The organism is Corynebacterium sp. MSK150, assembly GCF_030229215.1.
In the GTDB taxonomy this organism is placed as follows: Bacteria; Actinomycetota; Actinomycetes; order Mycobacteriales; family Mycobacteriaceae; genus Corynebacterium.
In genome coordinates this window covers 110592-130101 of the sequence record NZ_JASPHM010000006.1, presented here as the reverse complement: position 1 = coordinate 130101, position 19510 = coordinate 110592, and the positions used below count along the sequence as shown (strand labels likewise).

Annotated in this window: 15 protein-coding genes; 6 read left to right on the top strand and 9 right to left on the bottom strand. The window is 58.7% G+C overall.

Annotated features, from left to right (window positions below):
• Positions 1-26 precede the first annotated feature (26 nt).
• Complete coding sequence (gene mshD, locus QP941_RS05530) at positions 27-944, bottom strand: mycothiol synthase (RefSeq protein WP_284868296.1); 918 nt, start codon at positions 942-944, stop codon at positions 27-29.
• Between the two features lie 33 nt (positions 945-977).
• On the opposite strand from mshD, the gene QP941_RS05525 reads away from it, so the two are divergent.
• Entirely contained in the window at positions 978-1805 is an 828-nt protein-coding gene (locus QP941_RS05525) for an LmeA family phospholipid-binding protein (RefSeq protein ID WP_284868295.1), read from the top strand.
• Here the strand turns inward: QP941_RS05525 and QP941_RS05520 are convergent.
• A complete protein-coding gene (locus QP941_RS05520) occupies positions 1789-2826 on the bottom strand; it encodes a diacylglycerol/lipid kinase family protein (protein ID WP_284868293.1) in 1038 nt (345 codons plus the stop codon). The genes QP941_RS05525 and QP941_RS05520 overlap by 17 nt on opposite strands.
• Positions 2827-2879: 53 nt before the next feature.
• Here QP941_RS05520 and QP941_RS05515 point away from each other — a divergent pair, with 53 nt between their 5' ends.
• Positions 2880-3575, top strand: a complete 696-nt coding sequence (locus QP941_RS05515; RefSeq protein WP_284868291.1) for a heme-binding beta-barrel domain-containing protein — start codon at positions 2880-2882, stop codon at positions 3573-3575.
• On the opposite strand, the gene QP941_RS05510 is transcribed toward QP941_RS05515, so the two are convergent.
• Complete coding sequence (locus tag QP941_RS05510) at positions 3572-4435, bottom strand: aminodeoxychorismate lyase (protein ID WP_284868290.1); 864 nt, start codon at positions 4433-4435, stop codon at positions 3572-3574. The two genes, QP941_RS05515 and QP941_RS05510, sit on opposite strands and share 4 nt — an antisense overlap.
• Before the next feature lie 30 nt (positions 4436-4465).
• Here QP941_RS05510 and ygfZ point away from each other — a divergent pair, with 30 nt between their 5' ends.
• Both ygfZ and QP941_RS05500 read left to right on the top strand, forming a co-directional pair.
• Positions 4466-5530 (top strand): CAF17-like 4Fe-4S cluster assembly/insertion protein YgfZ, encoded by a 1065-nt coding sequence (gene ygfZ, locus QP941_RS05505; RefSeq protein ID WP_284868289.1) that lies wholly within the window; start codon positions 4466-4468, stop codon positions 5528-5530.
• Between the two features lie 140 nt (positions 5531-5670).
• Entirely contained in the window at positions 5671-5868 is a 198-nt protein-coding gene (locus QP941_RS05500) for a DUF3073 domain-containing protein (RefSeq protein ID WP_193387586.1), read from the top strand.
• A gap of 89 nt (positions 5869-5957) precedes the next feature.
• On the opposite strand, the gene purM is transcribed toward QP941_RS05500, so the two are convergent.
• From purM to QP941_RS05485, 3 genes are read right to left on the bottom strand one after another with little or no spacing between them, the layout of a single operon-like run.
• A complete protein-coding gene (gene purM / locus QP941_RS05495) occupies positions 5958-7010 on the bottom strand; it encodes a phosphoribosylformylglycinamidine cyclo-ligase (protein ID WP_239230571.1) in 1053 nt (350 codons plus the stop codon).
• Positions 7011-7028: 18 nt separating this feature from the next.
• Positions 7029-8525, bottom strand: coding sequence for an amidophosphoribosyltransferase (gene purF, locus QP941_RS05490; protein WP_239278196.1), 1497 nt, complete (start codon positions 8523-8525; stop codon positions 7029-7031).
• Positions 8526-8535: 10 nt separating this feature from the next.
• Positions 8536-8940, bottom strand: coding sequence for a sterol carrier family protein (locus tag QP941_RS05485; protein ID WP_284821848.1), 405 nt, complete (start codon positions 8938-8940; stop codon positions 8536-8538).
• A gap of 33 nt (positions 8941-8973) precedes the next feature.
• Here QP941_RS05485 and QP941_RS05480 point away from each other — a divergent pair, with 33 nt between their 5' ends.
• Together QP941_RS05480 and QP941_RS05475 are read left to right on the top strand one after the other, a co-directional pair.
• Positions 8974-9984, top strand: a complete 1011-nt coding sequence (locus QP941_RS05480) for an acyl-CoA thioesterase (protein WP_284844410.1) — start codon at positions 8974-8976, stop codon at positions 9982-9984.
• Positions 9985-10118: 134 nt separating this feature from the next.
• Complete coding sequence (locus tag QP941_RS05475; RefSeq protein WP_284868288.1) at positions 10119-11273, top strand: asparaginase; 1155 nt, start codon at positions 10119-10121, stop codon at positions 11271-11273.
• On the opposite strand, the gene trhA is transcribed toward QP941_RS05475, so the two are convergent.
• The 3 genes from trhA to QP941_RS05460 form a co-directional block, all read right to left on the bottom strand.
• Positions 11270-11932, bottom strand: a complete 663-nt coding sequence (gene trhA, locus QP941_RS05470; RefSeq protein ID WP_284868304.1) for a PAQR family membrane homeostasis protein TrhA — start codon at positions 11930-11932, stop codon at positions 11270-11272. The genes QP941_RS05475 and trhA overlap by 4 nt on opposite strands.
• 161 nt (positions 11933-12093) lie before the next feature.
• Positions 12094-17103: a DEAD/DEAH box helicase gene (locus QP941_RS05465; RefSeq protein WP_284868287.1), complete on the bottom strand. Its 5010-nt coding sequence runs from the start codon at positions 17101-17103 to the stop codon at positions 12094-12096.
• Between the two features lie 726 nt (positions 17104-17829).
• Positions 17830-19464 (bottom strand): histidine-type phosphatase, encoded by a 1635-nt coding sequence (locus QP941_RS05460; protein WP_284868286.1) that lies wholly within the window; start codon positions 19462-19464, stop codon positions 17830-17832.
• Between the last annotated feature and the right edge of the window lie 46 nt (positions 19465-19510).

Here is a 19510-nt window from a genome sequence, read left to right as displayed (position 1 = left end):
GAACAAACACAGCTCAACCCATGACGTTAGTCACACACGCCCCATACGACGTGTTCTTCATCAACTTCAAAGCCTAGGCGCTCGTACGCCTTCAGTGCCGGATCATTATCCGCTTCTACATAAAGAATTACCCGCTGAGCCCCCTTTTCCACCATGCGGCGCAGGCCAATCTGCAGCAGCGGACCGCCCAACTTCTTACCGCGGTAGTCTTCAGCCAAGCCCACCACGTAGACCTCACCGAAGCCCGGAGTTTCCTCCGCATGCCACTTGGTCCAGTGGAAGCCGGCCAGTGCCGGCTCATCTGCCGTATCCCACAGGAAAAGCAGGTCTGCGGGGTCGAACCAGTCTGCCTCCATGCCGCGATGCAGGCGATCGAGATCCCAGCCACCTTGTTCGGGATGCCAGGAAAAGGCCTCGTTATTGACCTTGAGCCACTGCTCTTCCACAAAGTCCTTGCCCCACTTATTCACCGCCTCGGTGTAATTCAAGGCGGTCAATGGCAAGCCTTCGGGGCGGGCGGCCGCTGCGAGCTCTTCTCCCCCGATCCCCATGACCACCAGCTTGCGGGTGACCTGCAGGTCACGGGAGTGCGCCAGCGCCTGTGCCGCCGGCAGGTTCCCGTGGGCCCAGGCGTGAAGGTTGGGGGTCTTAGCGGCGGCGTCGTAAAGCGCGGCACCATAGCCCTGCCCGCGGTAATCGGGGACAATGAATAGCTCGGCGGTAGAGCCCTCCAGACCGGCTACGCCGCACGGTTCCTCCCCTACCCAGGCCACCAGGTGGCGGTGCTTCAAACGGGAATCACTAAGACCGTTGAGGTATTGCTCCGACAGCGGCGCCATCCCATCCTGGCGTTCAGCCTGCTCAGCCAGCGCTTCTACGCGGCGAGCCAGCTCCGGGGCGTCCGGCAGGTTTTCTTCCGTAATCTTAAAGGCATTGCTAGTCATAGGGCCCAGAATACGTAGGGTAAGAATGAAAGGGTGAGTGTTCTAAAGATTGACCGGCGCATCGTGCACGTCCTCCTCGTGGTGTGTGTGCTCCTTGCGGCCTGGGTGGCGGATGCCTGCGTGGCTATGCACACGGAACACAAGGTGGCGCAAGCCGTGAAAGCCAATTCGCGGCTGGATAATACGCCGGATGTTTTCATCGGCGGCACCCCCTACGTGTGGGCGGCGGCCTCGAAGGAAATCCCTTATCTCGAGGTCAAGGCGCTGGATGTGGAGGTGCCCAAGCTGGGCATGGTCAATGCTTCGACCGTGCTCCGCGATATCACCGTCACCCCAGAGCAGGTAATGAATGGAGATATTGAGGGCGCGCCCGTTTCCACCTACTCGCGCGGCATTTCTTTGGATGGTGTGGCCCTGGGCCGCCTGTTGGGAATTACCGATCTCTCGATTGCTAACCCAGACGATATTTCCCCCTCCGGTGGCACCTCTGCAGAAGCAGAGCTAACGGGCACCCTGCCTGGCGACGCCCACAAGTCCACCGCCAAGGTCACCCTCCGCCTGGTTGGTCCGGAGTTTCGCATGCAGGTCTATGACACGGACGATGAGCGCCTGCAAAAGGCCTTTTCCCTCAACTTCGATACCCGGCAGCTACCGCTTCCAGCCCAAGCGACCGCGGTAAAGATGCAGGGCGGCACCATTTCCTTCGAGGTACAGCGCCGCAATATTAAGGTGCAGCTGGCCCAGCTCTCCCCGCTAGAGATTGAAGGCTCGGAGCAAAAAGCCGTGGAAGAGGCGGAAAAGAAGGCCGCCGATACCAAGCACCGGGTCGGCCCCGCGCCGCAGACTAGCGCAGACGAATAAAGTCCCGGAGAACTTCCTTCATCGTGCGCTGATGGGCTTCCCGCCTATCCTGCGGGGCGAATACCTCGATGGCATCTTTCACGGAGGCCAAGGTAACCGCGTCAAAGCGCCCCTCCGATTCTCCATCGGCTTGGAAGCGCTGCGGTTCGCGGCAGACTAGCTCAACCCGCATGGCGTCGTCGAAGGCCACCGTCTTTTCTTTGGTGAGCGTATTGAGCCATCCGCGCTTATCGGCACCGAAGAGGTGCAGCAGGCCGACGACGCCGCCGAGCCCGCTAAACTCCTCCAGCCCAAACAGAGCCAATCCCTCATCAAAGGAGTTGCGCGGATTTGTCACCACCGGCAGCGGGCCCAAGAATGTCCACGGATTGGTATTTGAGGTAAACATCAGCGGCACATCATTCTTGTGCAGCCGCTCGCCATCACTGGACTCGGCTGTCACCGCAATATGCGGTGGGTTCTTCCGCGCGCGGCTCCATGCCCGGATAGCAACGTTGAGGTAGCGCAGCGGGGTGGCGGCAAAACCTTGCTCGCGGGCACGATCCACTCGCGCCAGCACGTCTGCGTCCAGACCGAAGCCAGCATTGACGGCAAACCACCGCTCGTTCCACGTTCCTAGGTAGATGGTGCGGCGAAGATCCCGGTCAAGCATGCGCGCCAGCACATGGGTAGCCTCCACCGGGGTATTGGGAAAGCCTAAGGCGCGCACAAAGACATTGGCGGAGCCGGTAGGAATTACGGCCAGCGCCGGAATGGAGTGAGGATCGGGTCGCTGCTCATCAGCCGGGCCGAGTAGCCCGTTGACCACCTCGTTGACGGTTCCGTCTCCGCCCACAGCAATGATGACGTCGTAGTCGTCCCTGGTCATTCCCTTGACCATCTCTTCTGCATGGCCAGGGTAATGCGTAAATTTCACTTTGAGGTGCAGGCCCTCTACCGCTTGTAGACAGGGGACGATTTGGCGGAAGAGGGCGTTGGTTTGTGAGGTCGAGTTGGGATTCGAGATCATCAATGCATGCACGAGGTCCAAGTCTAGTAGTTAAAAAGGCGGGTGCACGACTAGGCTGGACGGCCATGAGCGAAAATAATACTGACAACACCGCAAACAACATTGAAACCACTGCGGACTCCCACCCAGAAAATGACCCCGGCAAGCTCAATGGCAACGATGCCGTGAACCAGGCTGCCGAGCAGTGGAAGGACGCCGCTAGCCGCAATATCCCCGCTCTCGAGCTGGGCGATACCCCGGTACCGGACGATACCGCGAACCTGCGCCAGGGCCCGTCGCTGCACGACGGCCTGCTGGGTCTACTCCCCCTTGTTGGCGTCTGGCAGGGCGAGGGCCAGGCCCACGATACGAAGGGTCAGGAGTACACCTTTGGCCAGCAGCTGGTCATCGCCCACGATGGCGAAAATTACCTGACCTTTAGCTCCCGTACCTGGAAGATCGATACCGAAGGCAAGCCGGAAGGCCCGTCTGTGCGCGAGACTGGCTTCTGGCGTATCTCGGAAAAGGATGAAATCGAGGTCACCTACACCTCTTCTACCGGCATCGTGGAAATCTTCTACGGCGAACCATTCAATGATCGCGCATGGCAGCTGGAATCCGCCTCCACCATGGTCACGGAAACCGGTCCGAAGAACTTGGGCCCAGGCAAGCGCATGTACGGCCTCATGCCCAATAACAACCTGGGCTGGGTAGACGAGCGCATGGTTGATGGCGAGATGCGCCCTTACATGTCGGCGGAGCTCACCCGCATCGCCGGCTAAGCCCCAAGCGCTGCATCAATGAGGTCTCGGATGACGTCCACGTTGTCCGGGGCCTTTAATTTTTTGTCATTGAGCTTTGTAACGCGCGCGGCAACGCGCACCGAGGACACCAACCACACCGAGTCCGCTTTTTGCAGATACTCCACGGTCAGCGGCTTGGCCTTGCAGCGATAGCCTTTCTCTTTGGCGTGCGCGAAGAGCGCCGCTTGCGTGGTGCCGGGCAGGATGCCGCGGCCGGCGGCGGTGCGCAGTTTTTCGCCCTTGACGGCCACCACGGTAGAGGTGGCGCCTTCAAGAATTTCTCCGGTGTCCGGATCGGTGAGGATGAGATCCTCAAAGCCCTTCTCCCGCGCCATGCGCAGCATCGCCATGGTGGCCGCGTAATTGAGCGTCTTGGCGGGCAATTCCTCCGCCACGTGCCACAGGCGGGGGCTCGTCATGACGGCGACGCCGTGGGCGCGCTGCTCTAGCACCTTGTCCTCAATCGGCTGCACAACAACCCACGCGCTCGGCCGCCCCGTAGAGGCGCGCCCGCGGGTATAGGTCCACGTGCATTTAGCATCGCCTTGCTCGTCCCCACAGAAGTCCGCGATGGCGAGCCGGGTGGCTTCTTCCCACTTGTCCATGGGTGGCTCTGGCAGGTTCATTGTGCGGGCCGAATCACAAAAGCGTTGCGCGTGGCGCTGCAGGTTAGCGGCTTTGCCTCCGCGCACGAGCAGGGATTCAAAGATGCCATCGCCGCGGGTGACCGCGGCATCATCGGCGTAGATAAGAGGCAGCGCGGGCATGTGCCTGCGTACCGACCCTCCAAAGGGCTCCACAACGTAGATGACCGGCTCTTTTCGCGGCGAAAACTTCATACTTTTGATTATGCCCTACCATCGGTAGTTGTGAGTTATTCTTCGCCTCTTCTGCAGCGCGCCGGTGCCGCGGAGCACCAGGACGCGACCGTACTCGATGCCCAGGGCGTGGCCTGGCACTATGGCAATCCGCTGGGTGAGCAACGGGCCGCCGATGGCGGCACCATCGTCATTGACCGCTCCCAGCGCCGCGTCATTCGCGTGAGCGGCAAGGACGCCGCCGAGTTTCTGAATAATCTGCTTTCACAGAAGCTTGACGACGCCCCCGTGGGTTTCACCGCCGGCGCCCTCGACCTGGACATCCAAGGCCACATCCTTCACCACATGGATATCGTGCGGACCGACAATGCCTTTCTTATCGACGTCCCTGCGGCGCAATTCGACTCCCTCTTTAAGTTCCTCACCATGATGGTCTTTTGGTCCGAGGTAACCGTTGAGGAAGCCGATCTCGCCATCCTTACCCTCCTGGGTGAGGCCGATGTTTCACTGCTACCCATGGTGGAGTTTTCCCGTCAGGTCCAGTGGCCGGGAATCAATCGCGTTGACCTGGGCATTCCGCGCGAATCCTTGGTCGAGGCAACGAAACGCTTGGAGGAATCCGGTGCACGGCTAGCGGGGCTCATGGCGTTTACTGCCGAGCGCGTCCGCGCCCGCGAGCCGGAGCTGGCGGCGGATCTGGATAATAAGTCCATCCCCCACGAGGTGCCGCAGTGGATCAGCCGCAGCGCCGCTAATCCGGCCCACGTTCACCTCAATAAGGGCTGCTACCGCGGCCAGGAAACGGTGGCGCGCGTAGAAAATCTGGGCCGCTCCCCTCGCCTATTGGTGCAGCTGCACCTCGACGGCTCCGCGCCACAACGTCCAAATGTGGGCGATGACATTACTTTCAATGGACGTAAGGTAGGCCGCATCGGCACGATTGTGGATGACTGCGATTTCGGCCCCATCGCCCTAGGCCTAGTGAAGCGCTCTGCGCTGGACGTCGGCGCCCTAGAAGTGGGCGATACCGCGGCGTCTATCGATCCTTCCTCCATCCCCGAGGATGAGGGCCCCAAGGCTGGGCGTGAGGCAGTAAACCGGCTGCGCGGGCGCTAAATCTCCCACTAGTCAGGGGGCGGTGCGGAATTTTTTCGTCACACAGGCTATTGTGTCTTACAGGAAGATACTCAATAGACAAGTCGATGGGGCGCCCAAGAATCCCTGGCGCGCCCTACTAACCCAAGGGGGTCATGCACATGGGACGCGGACGCGCAAAGGCAAAGCAGACCAAAGTTGCACGCCAGCTCAAGTACAACTCACCCGAGATGGATATCGAGTCCCTGCAACGGGAACTCGCCGCACAGCAAGAGGGTGACTCCCGCGATTATGAAGAGGATGACCCATACGCCGACTACGTCGACGAATGGGATGATGCCGACCGCGACGAACGCTAATCTTCCGCTCGCCGCCGGATAGCTCAAGGGCCCTAGGAAATCTCCTAGGGCCCTTCCTCATACCCTCCCCTGGCAGGGGCAGGGCCCTGCTAGAAGTTGGGGTGCTCGCCGTGCATGACCACGCGCGGCTCCTCGCCGGAAGCGGAGCGGACGGTGCCCAGCTCCCACGCATCGATGTGGCGTGCGGTAAGCATTGCCAAGGCACGGTCACGGTCTTCGGGATTGACTACGGCAATCATGCCGACACCCATGTTGAAGGTCTTCTCCATCTCCGCCAGCTCCACCTTGCCCACCGAGGAGATGAGCTTGAAGATCTGGCCCGGAGTCCAGGTGGCGCGGTTAATATCGGCCGCTAGACCTTCTGGAATGACGCGCTCGAGGTTGCCAGCCAGTCCACCACCGGTGACATGGCAGAAGGTGGATACGGAGCACTCGCTGGCCAAAGCCAGGCAGTCCTTGGCGTAAATGCGGGTGGGCTCCAGCAGCTCCTCGCCGAGGGGGCGGCCAAGCTCTTCCACGTGGCCGTCGAGTGGCATGCCAGCCTGCTCCAGCAGGACGTGGCGGGCCAGGGAGTAGCCATTGGAGTGTAGGCCGGAAGAGCCCATGGCGATGAGTACGTCGCCATCACGGACCTTGTCTGGGCCGAGTACACCATCGGCCTCAACGACGCCGACCGCGGTGGCGGAGACATCGTATTCGTTTTCTTCCATCATGCCGGGGTGCTCGGCGGTCTCGCCGCCCAGCAGCGCGGCGCCGGCCTGTACGCAGCCCTCGGCGATGCCCTTGACTACCTCGGCTACCTTTTCCGGCACGACCTTTCCCACGGCAATGTAGTCCTGCAGGAAGAGTGGCTCCGCGCCACACACAACGAGGTCGTCCACGCACATGGCGACGAGGTCGATGCCGATGGTGTCGTGCTTATCCATGGCCTGGGCCACGGCCAACTTGGTGCCGACGCCGTCGGAACCGGCGGCAAGGATGGGCTCCTTGTAATCGCCGAGCTTGAACAGGCCGGCAAAGCCGCCAAGACCACCCAGAACCTCAGGGCGGGTGGCGCGCTTAGCGTGCGGGGCGAAAAGTTCTACGGCGCGGTCACCCTCTTCGATGCTGACGCCGGCTGCTGCGTAAGTATTGTCACTCATGGTTTCAGGTGTCCTTTGTTATTCGGTGCCGAGCAGGGTGCGCACGGCGTCTGCATTGGAGTTTCCGGCGGGCAGGCCGAGTGGGTACTCACCCGAGAAGCAGGCGGTACACAGCTCGGAACGGGGCTGTTCGGTGGCGGCCACCATCTCCTCGATGGAGACAAAGCCCAGGGAATCGGCGCCGATGGTGTCACAGATAGTGGCGCAGACGGTTTCCGGATCGTCGGAGGGGCTGGCGTTAGCGATCAGCTCGCCCGGAGAGGCGAAGTCGATGCCGTAGAAGCACGGCCACTTCACTGGCGGGGAGGCGATGCGCACGTGCACCTCGGCGGCGCCGGCCTCGCGCAGCATGCGGATGAGCGCGCGCTGGGTATTGCCGCGGACGATGGAATCATCCACCACGACGAGCTTCTTACCGTTGATGACTTCACGCAGCGGGTTGAGCTTCAAGCGGATGCCCAGCTGGCGCAGGGTCTGAGTGGGCTGGATGAAGGTGCGGCCCACATAAGCGTTCTTGACCAAGCCGTGGGCGAAGGTGATGCCGGATTCGCGGGCATAGCCCACGGCGGCCGGGTTGCCGGATTCGGGAACCGGGATGACCAAGTCCGCGCCCTCGGCTGGGTACTCGCGGGCCAAGCGGCGGCCGATGTCCACGCGGGAGGCGTTGACGGAGCGGCCCTTGATATCGCTATCCGGGCGGGCCAAGTAGACGTACTCGAAGACGCAACCGTGGCGCTTGGCTGGCGCGAAGTTCACGGAACGGATGCCAGCCTCATCGATGGCGACGAGCTCGCCAGGTTCAATCTCGCGGATAAACTGAGCGCCGCAGATATCGAGCGCACAGGTCTCGGAGGCCACCACCCAGCCCTTGGCCAAGCGGCCGAGGACCAGCGGGCGCACGCCGTGCGGGTCGCGCGCGGCGTACATGGTGTGACCATCGGTAAAGGTCAGGCAGAATGCTCCCTTAACGCGAGGGAGCAAGTCACGGGCAGAGTCGAAGACGGAGGTGTCTTCATCCACGCCGTCGGCAAGCAGCATAGACAAGCACATGGAGTCAGATACGGACTCCTCATGGGGCTTAATCAAACCGCGCTGCACGGCCTCCTCGCGCAGCTCCAGGTAGTTGACCAGGTTGCCGTTGTGACCGAGGGCGATGTCTACCCCGGTGGAGGAGGTAGAAAACATCGGCTGGACATTGGACCATTCCTTGCCGCCGGCGGTGGAATAGCGCGTGTGGCCCACCGCTACGTTTCCTTGGAGGGCGGACAGGGTGGACTCATCAAAGATATTGGCCACGAGACCCATGTCCTTGAAGACGACGATGCGGTCATCATCGCCCACCGCAATGCCGGCAGCCTCCTGGCCACGGTGCTGCAGGGCGAAGAGACCAAAGTAGGTCAGCTTGGAGACTTCCTCCCCGGGAGCCCAAACGCCATAGACGCCGCACTCTTCGCGGGGCTCCTGCTCATTCTGATCGTCAAGATTGGTGATACTAGGAGTATGTACTTCTACCACGGCGTTTATATTAGCCTGTCGCGCCGCCGGAAACTAACGGAATAAGCGGCAACCACTGCGCAATTTCGCCTGCGCGGGAGCCAGAAGCATCGACGCGACCAGTGTTTACGGCCTCTTCCCAGTCCGCCAATCCGGTGGCAAGGCGCAGCCAGGTTTCCGGGTCGGTCTCCACCACATTGGGTGGGGTGCCGCGGGTATGGCGGGGTCCTTCAATGCACTGCACCGCAACAAATGGGGGTACGCGCAGCTCCACGGAGTGGCCCGGCGCGTCGGCCTCGAGGGTGCGGGCGGTGCGACGGACGGCGTCGGCAAGCAGGGCCCTACCAGGCTTATCGTGCTCCGCCGGGGCGGCAATCCAGTCTTTGATGGCCATGATGGCCGCGCGGGTGGCTGCGGGATCGACGGGCTTTTTCATAGCTACATCATAGCTACTGTTATCTTGTTGTTTATGTCACCTACGCCTTCCGTTGCGGAAAATCAGAAATCGCCGGCGCTGACGCTGCGCTTTATGGCATCGCCAACCGACGTCACCATGGCCGGCGCCACCGGCATCAGCGGTGGCCGCGTCCTGGAATGGATTGACAAGGCGGCCTATGCCTGCGCCGTGCAGTGGTCCGGCCAGTACTGCGTGACCGCATACGTGGGCCATATCCACTTCACCCGGCCGATCCCTTCCGGGCACATCGTGGAGGTGCGCTCCCGCATCGCCATGACCGGCCGTTCCTCCATGCACATCGTCAACGAAGTGCTCTCTGCCGACCCGCGCGAAGGCATTTTTACCCGCGCCTGCGATTGCCTGGTTATTTTCGTGGCTAAGGACCCAGCGACCGGCAAATCCACCCCTGTGCCTTCCTTCGTGCCGGAGACCGATGAGCAACGCCGCGTGGAAGAGGCAGCCAAATCCCGCATTGAGCTGCGCAAGGCCATCGAGGAAGAGATGGAAAAGCAAACCTATGATGGGCCTTCCGACGCCCCGCGCATGGTCAACCGCTTCCTAGCCAAGCCCACCGACGTCAACTGGGGCGGCAAGGTCCACGGCGGCACCGCCATGCAGTGGATCGATGAGGCCGGTGCAGCTTGCACTATGGAGTGGTCCGCCGAGCGCACCGTGGCCGTCTACGCCGGTGGCATCCGCTTCTACAGGCCTATTTCCATCGGTGATCTCATCGAGGTCGACGCTCGCATGATGCGCACCGATACCCGCTCCATGCAGATGTCCATCCACGTCCGCTCCGGTAACCCTCGCGGCGGCCGCGATAACCTGCAGACCGCCATTCATGCCACCGTGGCCTATATCGCCCTGGACCACGATGGCCAGCCGCAAGTGGCCCGCCCCTTCCACCCGCATACCGAGGAAGACAAGCGCCTAGCCGAGCACGCCACTCTCCTGCGCGGGCTGCGCGCCAAGTACTCGCCGAAGCCGCTAGTGGTGGCACCGTCGAATCAGCACATCGACTAGCCGCTCTCCCCTCGTTTCGGTGTTAGCAAGTCCATAGTGGCAGCGGGCTCCACGCCTTTCTGCGTTAGATGGACGTATATGCGGCCGACGATTCCCGCCGCCCGCTTTCGCCTCCCACACAGAAACGAGGGACTATGCACACCTCAACAATGCGTCGCTCGGCCCGTGCCGGCCTTGCTCTAGTCGCTTCCGCTTGCCTCTTGGCTTCCTGCCAAAATCCGGATAGCCGCCCAAAGGAGGAGACTTCGGCCGCGGCACCCGAGTCCTCCGCGCCACACAGCTCGACCAGCGCCGCATCCGCAGAGACCACCGAGGCCTCCGCAGCGGAAAGCGAGGGCCCACGCGCCACTGCCGAGGGCCACGTGGTGGTCCTTTCCACCGGCGGCACCATTGCCAGCACGCACGACAAAACTGGTGCGGTGGTTCCCACCGTTACCGGCTCCAAACTGGTGGATCCCCTTTCCGGCACCTTTGACAAGGACAAGCTCACACTAGAGGTCAAAGACATTGCTAAGTTGGATTCTTCCGCGATGACCTTGGACGATACCGATACCATCATCGAGGCCGTAAATAAGGAACTACAGCGCGATGATGTCGATGGCGTAGTGGTCACCCACGGCACCGATTCCATGGAAGAGACCGCCATCGCCGTCGATACCTTCCAAGACAGCGATAAGCCGGTAGCCCTTACCGGAGCGATGCGCCCCTTTGATGACCCGGATCCGGATGGTCCGGACAACTTGGCGCTCGCGGTCAAGACCGTAACCGACCCTTCCAACAAGGGCCGCGGTACCTTCATTGCCTTTGCGGACCACGTCATCCCCGCCCGTGGCGCTTTTAAGTCCGATACGACCAAGGCCGATGGCTTTGCCAATAACAATGGCAAGAAGCAGGCTAAGCGTCCGAAGTCCCTGAAGCATCAGCCGCTGGGCAATACCCGCGTCGATATCATCGCCGCCTATCCCGGCGCGCCGGCCGACCTTATCCAGCGCTCCTTGGACAGCGGCGCCGAAGGCATCGTTATCGAGGGAATGGGCGCCGGCAATATCGGCGATGAGCTAGCCCAAGCCGCTAAGGCCGCGGCCAAGAAGGTTCCGGTTGTGCTCACCACCCGCGTGGATCACGGTCCAGTGGAGGGCATCTACGGCGGTGCCGGTGGCGGTGCCACGCTTGCCGACGCCGGCGTTATCTCCTCCGGCACCCTGCGCGCTCCCCAAGCACGTATGCTTCTTGCCGCTGCAATCAGCACTGACACCGATCCCGCGGAGCTCTTCCCTGCTGCCGACTAAGCAGCCCCCTGAACCACGACCATCCACACTGCTACAAGGTGCACCACCGCCGCCGCGATAGTCGCGGTGTGGAAGTGCTCGTGATAGCCGTAGTAGCGCGCGTTGCGCCCCGGCCACTTAAAGCCATAGACCAGCGCACCGAGCGAGTAGACCACGCCGCCGGCGAAGAGCAGCCAGACGACGGCCGCACCAGCCTGCGTCCACAGCGTGGGCAAAAGCGGCAGCACCAGCCAGCCCAGCGCTAGGTAGACCACCACGTCCAACCAGCGCGGGTGGTTGATCCACACCAAGTTGAGCACCACGCCCAGAATGGCCCCGCCCCAAGCGACTGCCAGCATCCACGCCGCTTGCACTGGCGAAAGCACGATGAGACACAGCGGCGTATACGTCGCCGCAATAAACACCGAGATGGTCGCGTGGTCCGCTCGCCGCCACCATTGCACGGCACGCGCGCTCGCCCACGGGTAGCGGTGATAGAGCGCCGAAACACCAAAGAGCCCCACCAGCCCCACTCCGTAAACAGTTACGCCAAGCCCCTGCCACCACTGCAGCGTCATCCACGCATAGGTAATGAGCACGGTGGAGGCAATCACCGACAGCAATGCTGCAATCGCATGCCCCCAGCCACGGCTTAGCGGCCTGGGCCCGCGGTCCGCCATCCAGTAGGTACGCTGCACAAGCCCCGGACCGGGCGCGCTATTCGCATGAATCTGTGACACGACGGCACTCCCCTTCTACTGACCTGCAACGGATAACTTACGATACCGTAAGTGTACGGACGCAGGCAGAGGCCTTCAAGGGAAGTCGCCTCGAAATGCTGCTAACTTTCCGCAGCCGAACCTTTCTCTACCAGTCCATCAACAATGCGTACCGTCTCCATCGCCACGCGCGTGACCTTGCTAATTAAGTCCACGATGTAGCGCGGATTGCCCACCTCATCAGCCCAATCATTCGGGTCATTAACAATGCCGGAGGCCTTATCTTTCTTGACTTGGTAGCGGTCAATCAACCACGCCACCGCAGAGCGCGAGCCCAGCATATACTCATCCGCCTCCGCTGGAATGCCAGCGATAGTCACCAGCTTGTTGTAGATCAGTTTGGTCACGTCATTGACGTTTTTGCCGGTCTCCGGATCCTTGCGCTTGGCCCATTTCATCTTCTTAACGCGCCACGTCTCACGATCAGACTCATCACCCTTGACCTGAATCTCCAGCGGCCACGGCTCCACGGATTCATAGTTCACGTGCAGGTCCATTAATTCTTTACCGGCCGCAGCAAACTTATCGAACTCCGCTCGCGAGGATGGCGTTTCAATATGCGGCAACATCTTCTTCAAATCTGCCGCGTACTTCGTACGGTAGACGGGGTCATGCAGCTTGCCGTAGACAAAGTGGAAGATGTCATCACCCGCGATGTCAGCACCCAACGCATCACGATACAAGGCCTTAATCTCATCAGTGATGTTGTCCACGCGCGCGTAGCCGTCGACGACCTCACCAATCGAGCCGTAGGCACTAGCTTCGCCCTGCTTGACGACGCTCCCCTCACCAAACAGCCCACTATCGTCGGCTTCGAGCGGAGACCAAGTGAAGCGGGGGAAGAACTGAGATGTAGCAATAACATGAAGATCAGGCAAGAGGTCGGTTGCTAGCACAGACGCGCCAAGTGATTCACCAGCGCCAACTGTTACGAACCCGATATTGCCATGCTCCAAGGTAGGAAACATCGTTGGTAGTAGAGATTGCCTATCGTTCAATGCCTTCTCAAAGTAGCCCATCTGTCTAGCGAATGGCCGATACAACGTTGGCACCACGCGTCCACTATTGACTTCAAGCTGCACGTTCTTAGCTGATAGCTTTTTGAGAATTGCTGTCCAGGAAATTCTTGATGCGTCTGCAAACTTCGGATTCAGCTTTAAAAACTTCGTAACATCTGCGTCCTTCGCCTTGATAATCCCCTCAGTTTCTATCCAATCTTGAAGAGCATCTGTCGCTTCTGCATAGGTATCAGTGAGAACGCCAAGCTGGTTGAGAAGTTGGTCTTTCGTTTGCGCATACGCCCAACTGTCGCGCCCTGTTTTAAGACCAGCAGAAAAGGTCTGGAAAATTTTTACCGACTTACCCTTTTTCTCACCAATAACCGGCCATTTTTCAAATTCTTCCGAGCGCTGATTCAGCCAGTCACCTTCTTTGTTGGGTGTAATGGATTGCCAGTCAATGGTTTCAATTGAGGAAGAGTCGACGATGCCAAGCTTTTCCTCGGCGGTGAGATAGTCGCCGATGTCACGGTAGTGCAACTCGAAGCCTGACTTTGTTGGATCTTTAACACCGACCGTTATAGCTACAGTACTGCGAGAACCAGAACCGAAGACTTTGCCGCCTTCCTTTCGTGATTGCTCGCCTGCGGTGCGTTGGTTCCCGCGAAGGTTAAACACATAAAGGTCGGTGAAGTCCTCGGCCATCGATAGGCGCACGCCGTCGCCAGTGTTGCCGTCTATCCATCCGCCATTGGATACGAAGGCTACTACGCCTTGGTCGCCGATACGGTCAGTGGCCCATCGGAAAGCGCGCAGGTACGAGTCGTACAAGGAGTTCTTCAACTGAGCCGTAGACTTCTCCGCGTAGGTTTCCGCAATGCGCTTATCCAGGCTGGGGTATTTCTGGTTGGCGTTCAGATCATTTGCGGACTTCTGGCCAGCAGAATATGGCGGGTTACCAATTACTACGTTGATGGGGGCATTCTTTTGGCGCTCAATAGTGGCGTTATTTTCGCGGAAGACGTTGAGGTCCGGAATGTCGCCGTCTTCGTGGATTTGGAAGGTATCCGCTAGAGCGATGTTGGTAAAGGGTACGTAGTCCGGAATTGGTTCCCCGTTCCGCTGCGCGGCTTCCTCGCGCAGGGCGTTGTAGGTGGTCTCAATGTTTACGGCAGAGACGTAGTAGGCCAGCAGCATGATTTCGGTGGCAAAGAGTTCGTTGGCGTACTTGCGGGCGAGGTCCTCCGGCTTGATGAGGCCCGATTGCAGCAAACGGACCATGAACGTCGAAGTGCCCGCGAAGGGATCGAGGATGCTTACGCCTTCATCGCTCAGGCCCCTACCGAAGTGTTTCTTGGATACGTCGTCGGCAGCGCGCAGGATAAAGTCAACTATTTCCACTGGCGTATAAACAATGCCGAGCGCCTCAGCTTGTTTCTTGAAGGCCTTGCGGAAGAAACGCTCGTACAGCTCCTTAATCACCTGCTGTTTACCGGAAGCGGAGGTCACCTCAGAAGCACGCACGCGCACCGACTCATAGAACTTCTCCAGAGACTCCGTTTCCGTATCGAGGTTGGCCTTGGACAGAGCATTAACCATTTTCTCCATCACTTGGGCCACGGGGTTGTGGGTGATGAAATCATGGTTTTCAAACAACGCATTAAATACCGGTGCGGTGATGAGATGCTGAGAGAGCATCGAGATGGCATCGTCGTCGCTGATGCCATCATTCAAGTTGTTGCGCAGGCCTTCGACAAAGTCATCAAATTCCTGGCGCAAGTTACCATCGGCGCTTTCAAGCAGCGACTTGATGCGGGTGATCTGATTCTCCGCAATGGTAGCCACATCATCGGCCCAATCTTCCCAGTAGGTACGGGTGCCGACTTTATCCACCAGCTTTGTGTAGATAGCCTCTTGCCATTGCTCTAACGAGAACAATGCAATCTGCTGCGTCATAGCCGTGCCATCGTCGAATGACTCAGGAGACTTGGTGCTATCTGCCCCATCAAGCTTTTCCTTATCGCCTTTTTCTTTGTCACCCGACACGTGGTTGACGTCAATGGGTAGTTCTGCTTGCGCATTCGCTCCGTTGAGCGCAATCGAATTGACTTTGGCGTTGAAGCGATCATCGTGGGCACGCAGCGCGTTAAGAATCTGCCACACCACCTTGAAGCGCTGATTATCGTTAAGCGCTTCCGAAGGAGATACATTCGGTGGCACCGCCACCGGCAAGATGATGTAACCGTAATCCTTGCCCGCAGATTTACGCATCACGCGACCAACGGACTGGACCACGTCCACCATGGAGTTGCGTGGGTTAAAGAATACGACCGCGTCCAACGCCGGCACATCCACGCCCTCGGACAGGCAGCGGGCGTTGGTAAGCATGCGGCTTTCGTTTTCATCCGCCGGGGATTCGATCCAGGAAAGCTTGGTGCCACGCTCCATGGCGTTCATACCGCCATCAACGTGCTGTGCAGCAACGCGCAGATCAACGTTAGTCAAGGAGACATCGTTCAGCACTGCCTTATCTTTGAGCAGCTCTTGGTGGGTGGCGATCAGCGAAGGATAGGTATCAGCGATGAGTTGTGAAGACTTAATGTCTTTGGCAAAGGCAACAGCGCGCTGCATAGGCTGGGCGTTTTCCTCAAAGCCGCCTTTCTTGCCCTGCAATTCACCAGAGCGCTTGGCCAAACCATTCCAGGCACCGATCATCGCCGAAGCCGTGGTGAGGTTTATCTGGTTGTCGTCGCTGCGAGCCATCGCTTCCGCAGCCACCGACTCATCCACAGTCATGACCAAGACCTTGTAATCCGTAAGCAGGCCCTTATCCACGGCCTCCCCGAATCCAAGGCGGTAGAACTCGGGGCCATAAATTCCCTCATCATCCATGGAGGTCAACTCGGCGGAGTGCTCGGCTGGCTTGCCTTTTACCGCGTCGTCATAAAGCCTTGGCGTGGCGGTCATATAAAGGCGCTTTGCCGCCCTGATATAGCCAGCATCGTGGATGCGGACAAAGTTGCTGGCATCCTCACCGGCCAAGGTAATACCAGTGGTGCGGTGGGCCTCATCGCAGATGACCAAATCAAAATCATCTAGGCCCCGCTGCTGCGCTTCATGGACCGCCGGCAAGGACTGGTACGTAGAAAAGACGATATTGAGACCCTTAGCGCGCTTGCCAGTAGCAAAGCGCTGCGTAATCTCCTCACCGTCCGTAGATACAGGGACCTCGAGGTCATAGACCGCAATATCTTCCGCCTTCTTTGAGACTTTAGAGTCCGAACATACTGCGAAGGCACGCATGTCTAGGCGGCCTTGAGCGGTCCACTCCTTTAGTGTCTGCGACAACAAGGAGATGGAAGGAACGAGAAACAGAATGCGGGCTTTTCCACCATTCTCTTCGGCGACGCGCTCCGCCAGGCGCAGCGCGGTAAAAGTCTTACCGGTACCGCAGGCCATAATGAGCTTTCCGCGGTCATGGGTCTTAAATCCCTCAATAGCCTTATCAATGGCCGTTTGCTGGTGCGGGCGTGGTTCGAAAGTTTTGCGCTGCGAAAGGTTAATTTGGATATTCTTGTCCTGAACCTCAGAGCCTGGGAACGCCACGTCCCAGTTAATCGGGGACTCAGCAATGGTAGAAATTCCGATGCGGCTGGTGGGAATCATCTGGTTGGCCAACGCCGCTTCCGCATGTGAAGACCAATGATCCGTGGTGGAGATAATCATGCGGCTGCCAAAGTATTCGCTGCCGTTTTCGGTCTCGAAGGAATGCCCTGAGGCCTCGAAGAAGGAATCGAGGTGGGATTTCTGGATACGCGCGTTGGAAGCGTAGAACTTGCACTGGATGGCCATCCACGTGCCGTCATCTACGCGGTGGGCGACCAAGTCAATTCCCGTATCCGCCTTGCCGCCGTTATAGCGCCAATCAACCCAGCGGGTGACCTCATCGAACTGTGCTTTCAGCGTGGGATCGGTCTTGAAATAGTTGACCATTAATTTTTCAAAAGCTATGCCATACTTCGCCTTTGGTTGGTTTTCGCGCAGTTGATCCAGTACCTCGGAGAATTTTGACATACCAGCATTATGCCTGACGGGCTAGCCATCCTCTGGATAATTCCGGCTAATTTAACGCCGAGCCGTCAGGGCTACCCCTTATAGGTCTTTTCTGCAGCACGTGGTTGTTCCGTACGCCGTGTGCATTCAAGAAGGGACATACCATCGTCATGGGGCGCACATATTCTGTAGGGTCCACATCTAGTTCCTTTCCCGCTGACAGAAATTATCGTCGCTGGTCGGGGGACTATACGGACATGGTTGCGGCGCACGAGAGCGTGGGACTGTCAGGGAAATCGAAGGAAGGGGCCTTTCTTAATGTGCGCCTGCGACGTTATAGCTAGTCAAGGAACACCCGTTCAGTGAACACCTGCTCCGCGTCCAAACTTCCACTTTACGAGAACCCGTAAATCGAAACTTTCCCGCCTGCGTGATTAGACCAACAACCAATCAAAGGGATTATCCGTGTTTCAGCTCTTGGTCAAAGTCCGAGGCGTTCTTCCCCTACCCACGCGTTGCGCTGCGGACATACTTCAAGGTCGAAATCCGAAAGGACGACACACACTAGGCCTAGCCGAGCGCTAAAGGCTGCAATGGCGCTAGACCTAGAGCTGTAGCGAGCCTGCTTGCGGTTCCATTGAACTGTGGAAACCATATGGGAGGCTGTATCTTTAGGAAGTCGCCACTAAACGGTGATTCGAGGAGAACTTCCCAGTTTGTCGCCCGCTCAGTAATATCTTTCCGTTACTAAAAGGGAAGTTGGATGCCGAACTTGTGTAGAAGACTTTCTATCTGCTGCCGGTTGAAGTACACCGTTCCCACTGCAATAGTCAGTACGCTGGCGAGGGCACCAACTACCGCCCACACCTTCGGCTGTGAAGAGGCAACGCTACTTCCTGTTTGTGGCTTGTACACGCTGTCCGCTGTGGAATCGATATGGGCTTGAGAGTGGTCAGAGACAGAACCAAGCGGCAGACAAGCGGACAGCTCATCGATGGTATAAAACGTCGAGCCCTCGCTTATTGGCTCACACCCCTCTTTGAAGGGAATTTCCTTCTCGTTGTACAGCATGCGCACGAGGGTCTCGCCATTGTCATTCTGGAAGGCATCCCACTGGATATTTGCTCCCATCGGGGAGACCTCGTCACCACGCCAATCCGAGTTCTGCCAGCTGTAGAGCTCTCCTGCGGGAACTCCCTTCTCTGAGCCAGGCGTTTTCAGCAATGCGGCAAGCGGAATGATGGTTTCCGCGTGACCAAACCTATATTCCGCAGCTATATCACCACCGGCCGCGCGATCCTGTACGCCCTCAATCATTTCCTCAAGCAGTGGCTCATAATTGTCGTAAGAAACAGTGCGACCCTCGATAGCCGGCCCCTTCTCATAGAAGTCTTCTACATCCAATAGGTATGCAAAGGTAGGCCCGCTCGCATCGTCCATGTACTGATCAAATATCCACCCCTCAGCAGGGGTTTTCTCCTCATGAGCAAGTGCTGGAGCAATGATGTACAGGTTGTAGAACTGCAGCGCGGCGTCCACTATTCCTTCTACTGTCTTGCCATCCTTTTCACGGGCGCTAAAAGAAATGGATCCATCTTTTAGATCATCGATAAAATCCGAGGTGAAAATCTTGGACAGCAACTCCTGAGATGCTTCTTGGGAGGCCGGCTTGGAATATGCTTCCTGGATCTTTTCCTGTAGCTGCGGTGAGTCTTTCCACGCCGAATATTTTTCGTACGACGGTGACTTCTTATCTTTATGCGCATACATCAGGTCAGTGCGTGGCTCGATGGTGACATGCCCATCGTTGGTTCCGTCCACGAGGTTGTCAGCAAGAGCGGGAGCTTCCTTCAGCCATGCCTCACCGAAACTCCAACCAGAGTCATTAGCGCGGTCCTCACCCGAAGAGATGAATTTCACCTTGGAGTCATCCCTGTCGATGCTGTGCATAAGCTCGGCATTGCGTTGCGCATTGCGCTGACCAATCCCCCGCAGTTCTTCCCGCCCAACGGCGGTGAGGTTTCCGTATCCGGCGTCTTGTCCGGCGCCCCCGGCCAATTCCTCATTCACGGAAATCATCGCTTCTACCTGCGGAATGAGCTTTTCTCCTAGATCCGTGAGCTCACCACGCTCCTGAGCATACTCCAACATCTGCTGCGCGAGGTCGTCATACTTAAAGCTAGACAGGCCTCGCGAGCCATGCCGGTCCACCGTGGAGGTATAGATCTGTCGGAATCCTGCGGGAGCTTCGGAGTACTCCCGCCCCTGCGGTTCATAGTGCTGTTTGGTGGAGTAATAGGAACCATTCTCGGCGGCGGTGGCGGGCACTGTTACACCAGCACACGCAATGGCAGCAGTAAGAGCGAGAGTACGAATGCGCATTAGACGTTGGCTTCCATGGGTAGTGGATATTTTGTAGAGGGACACA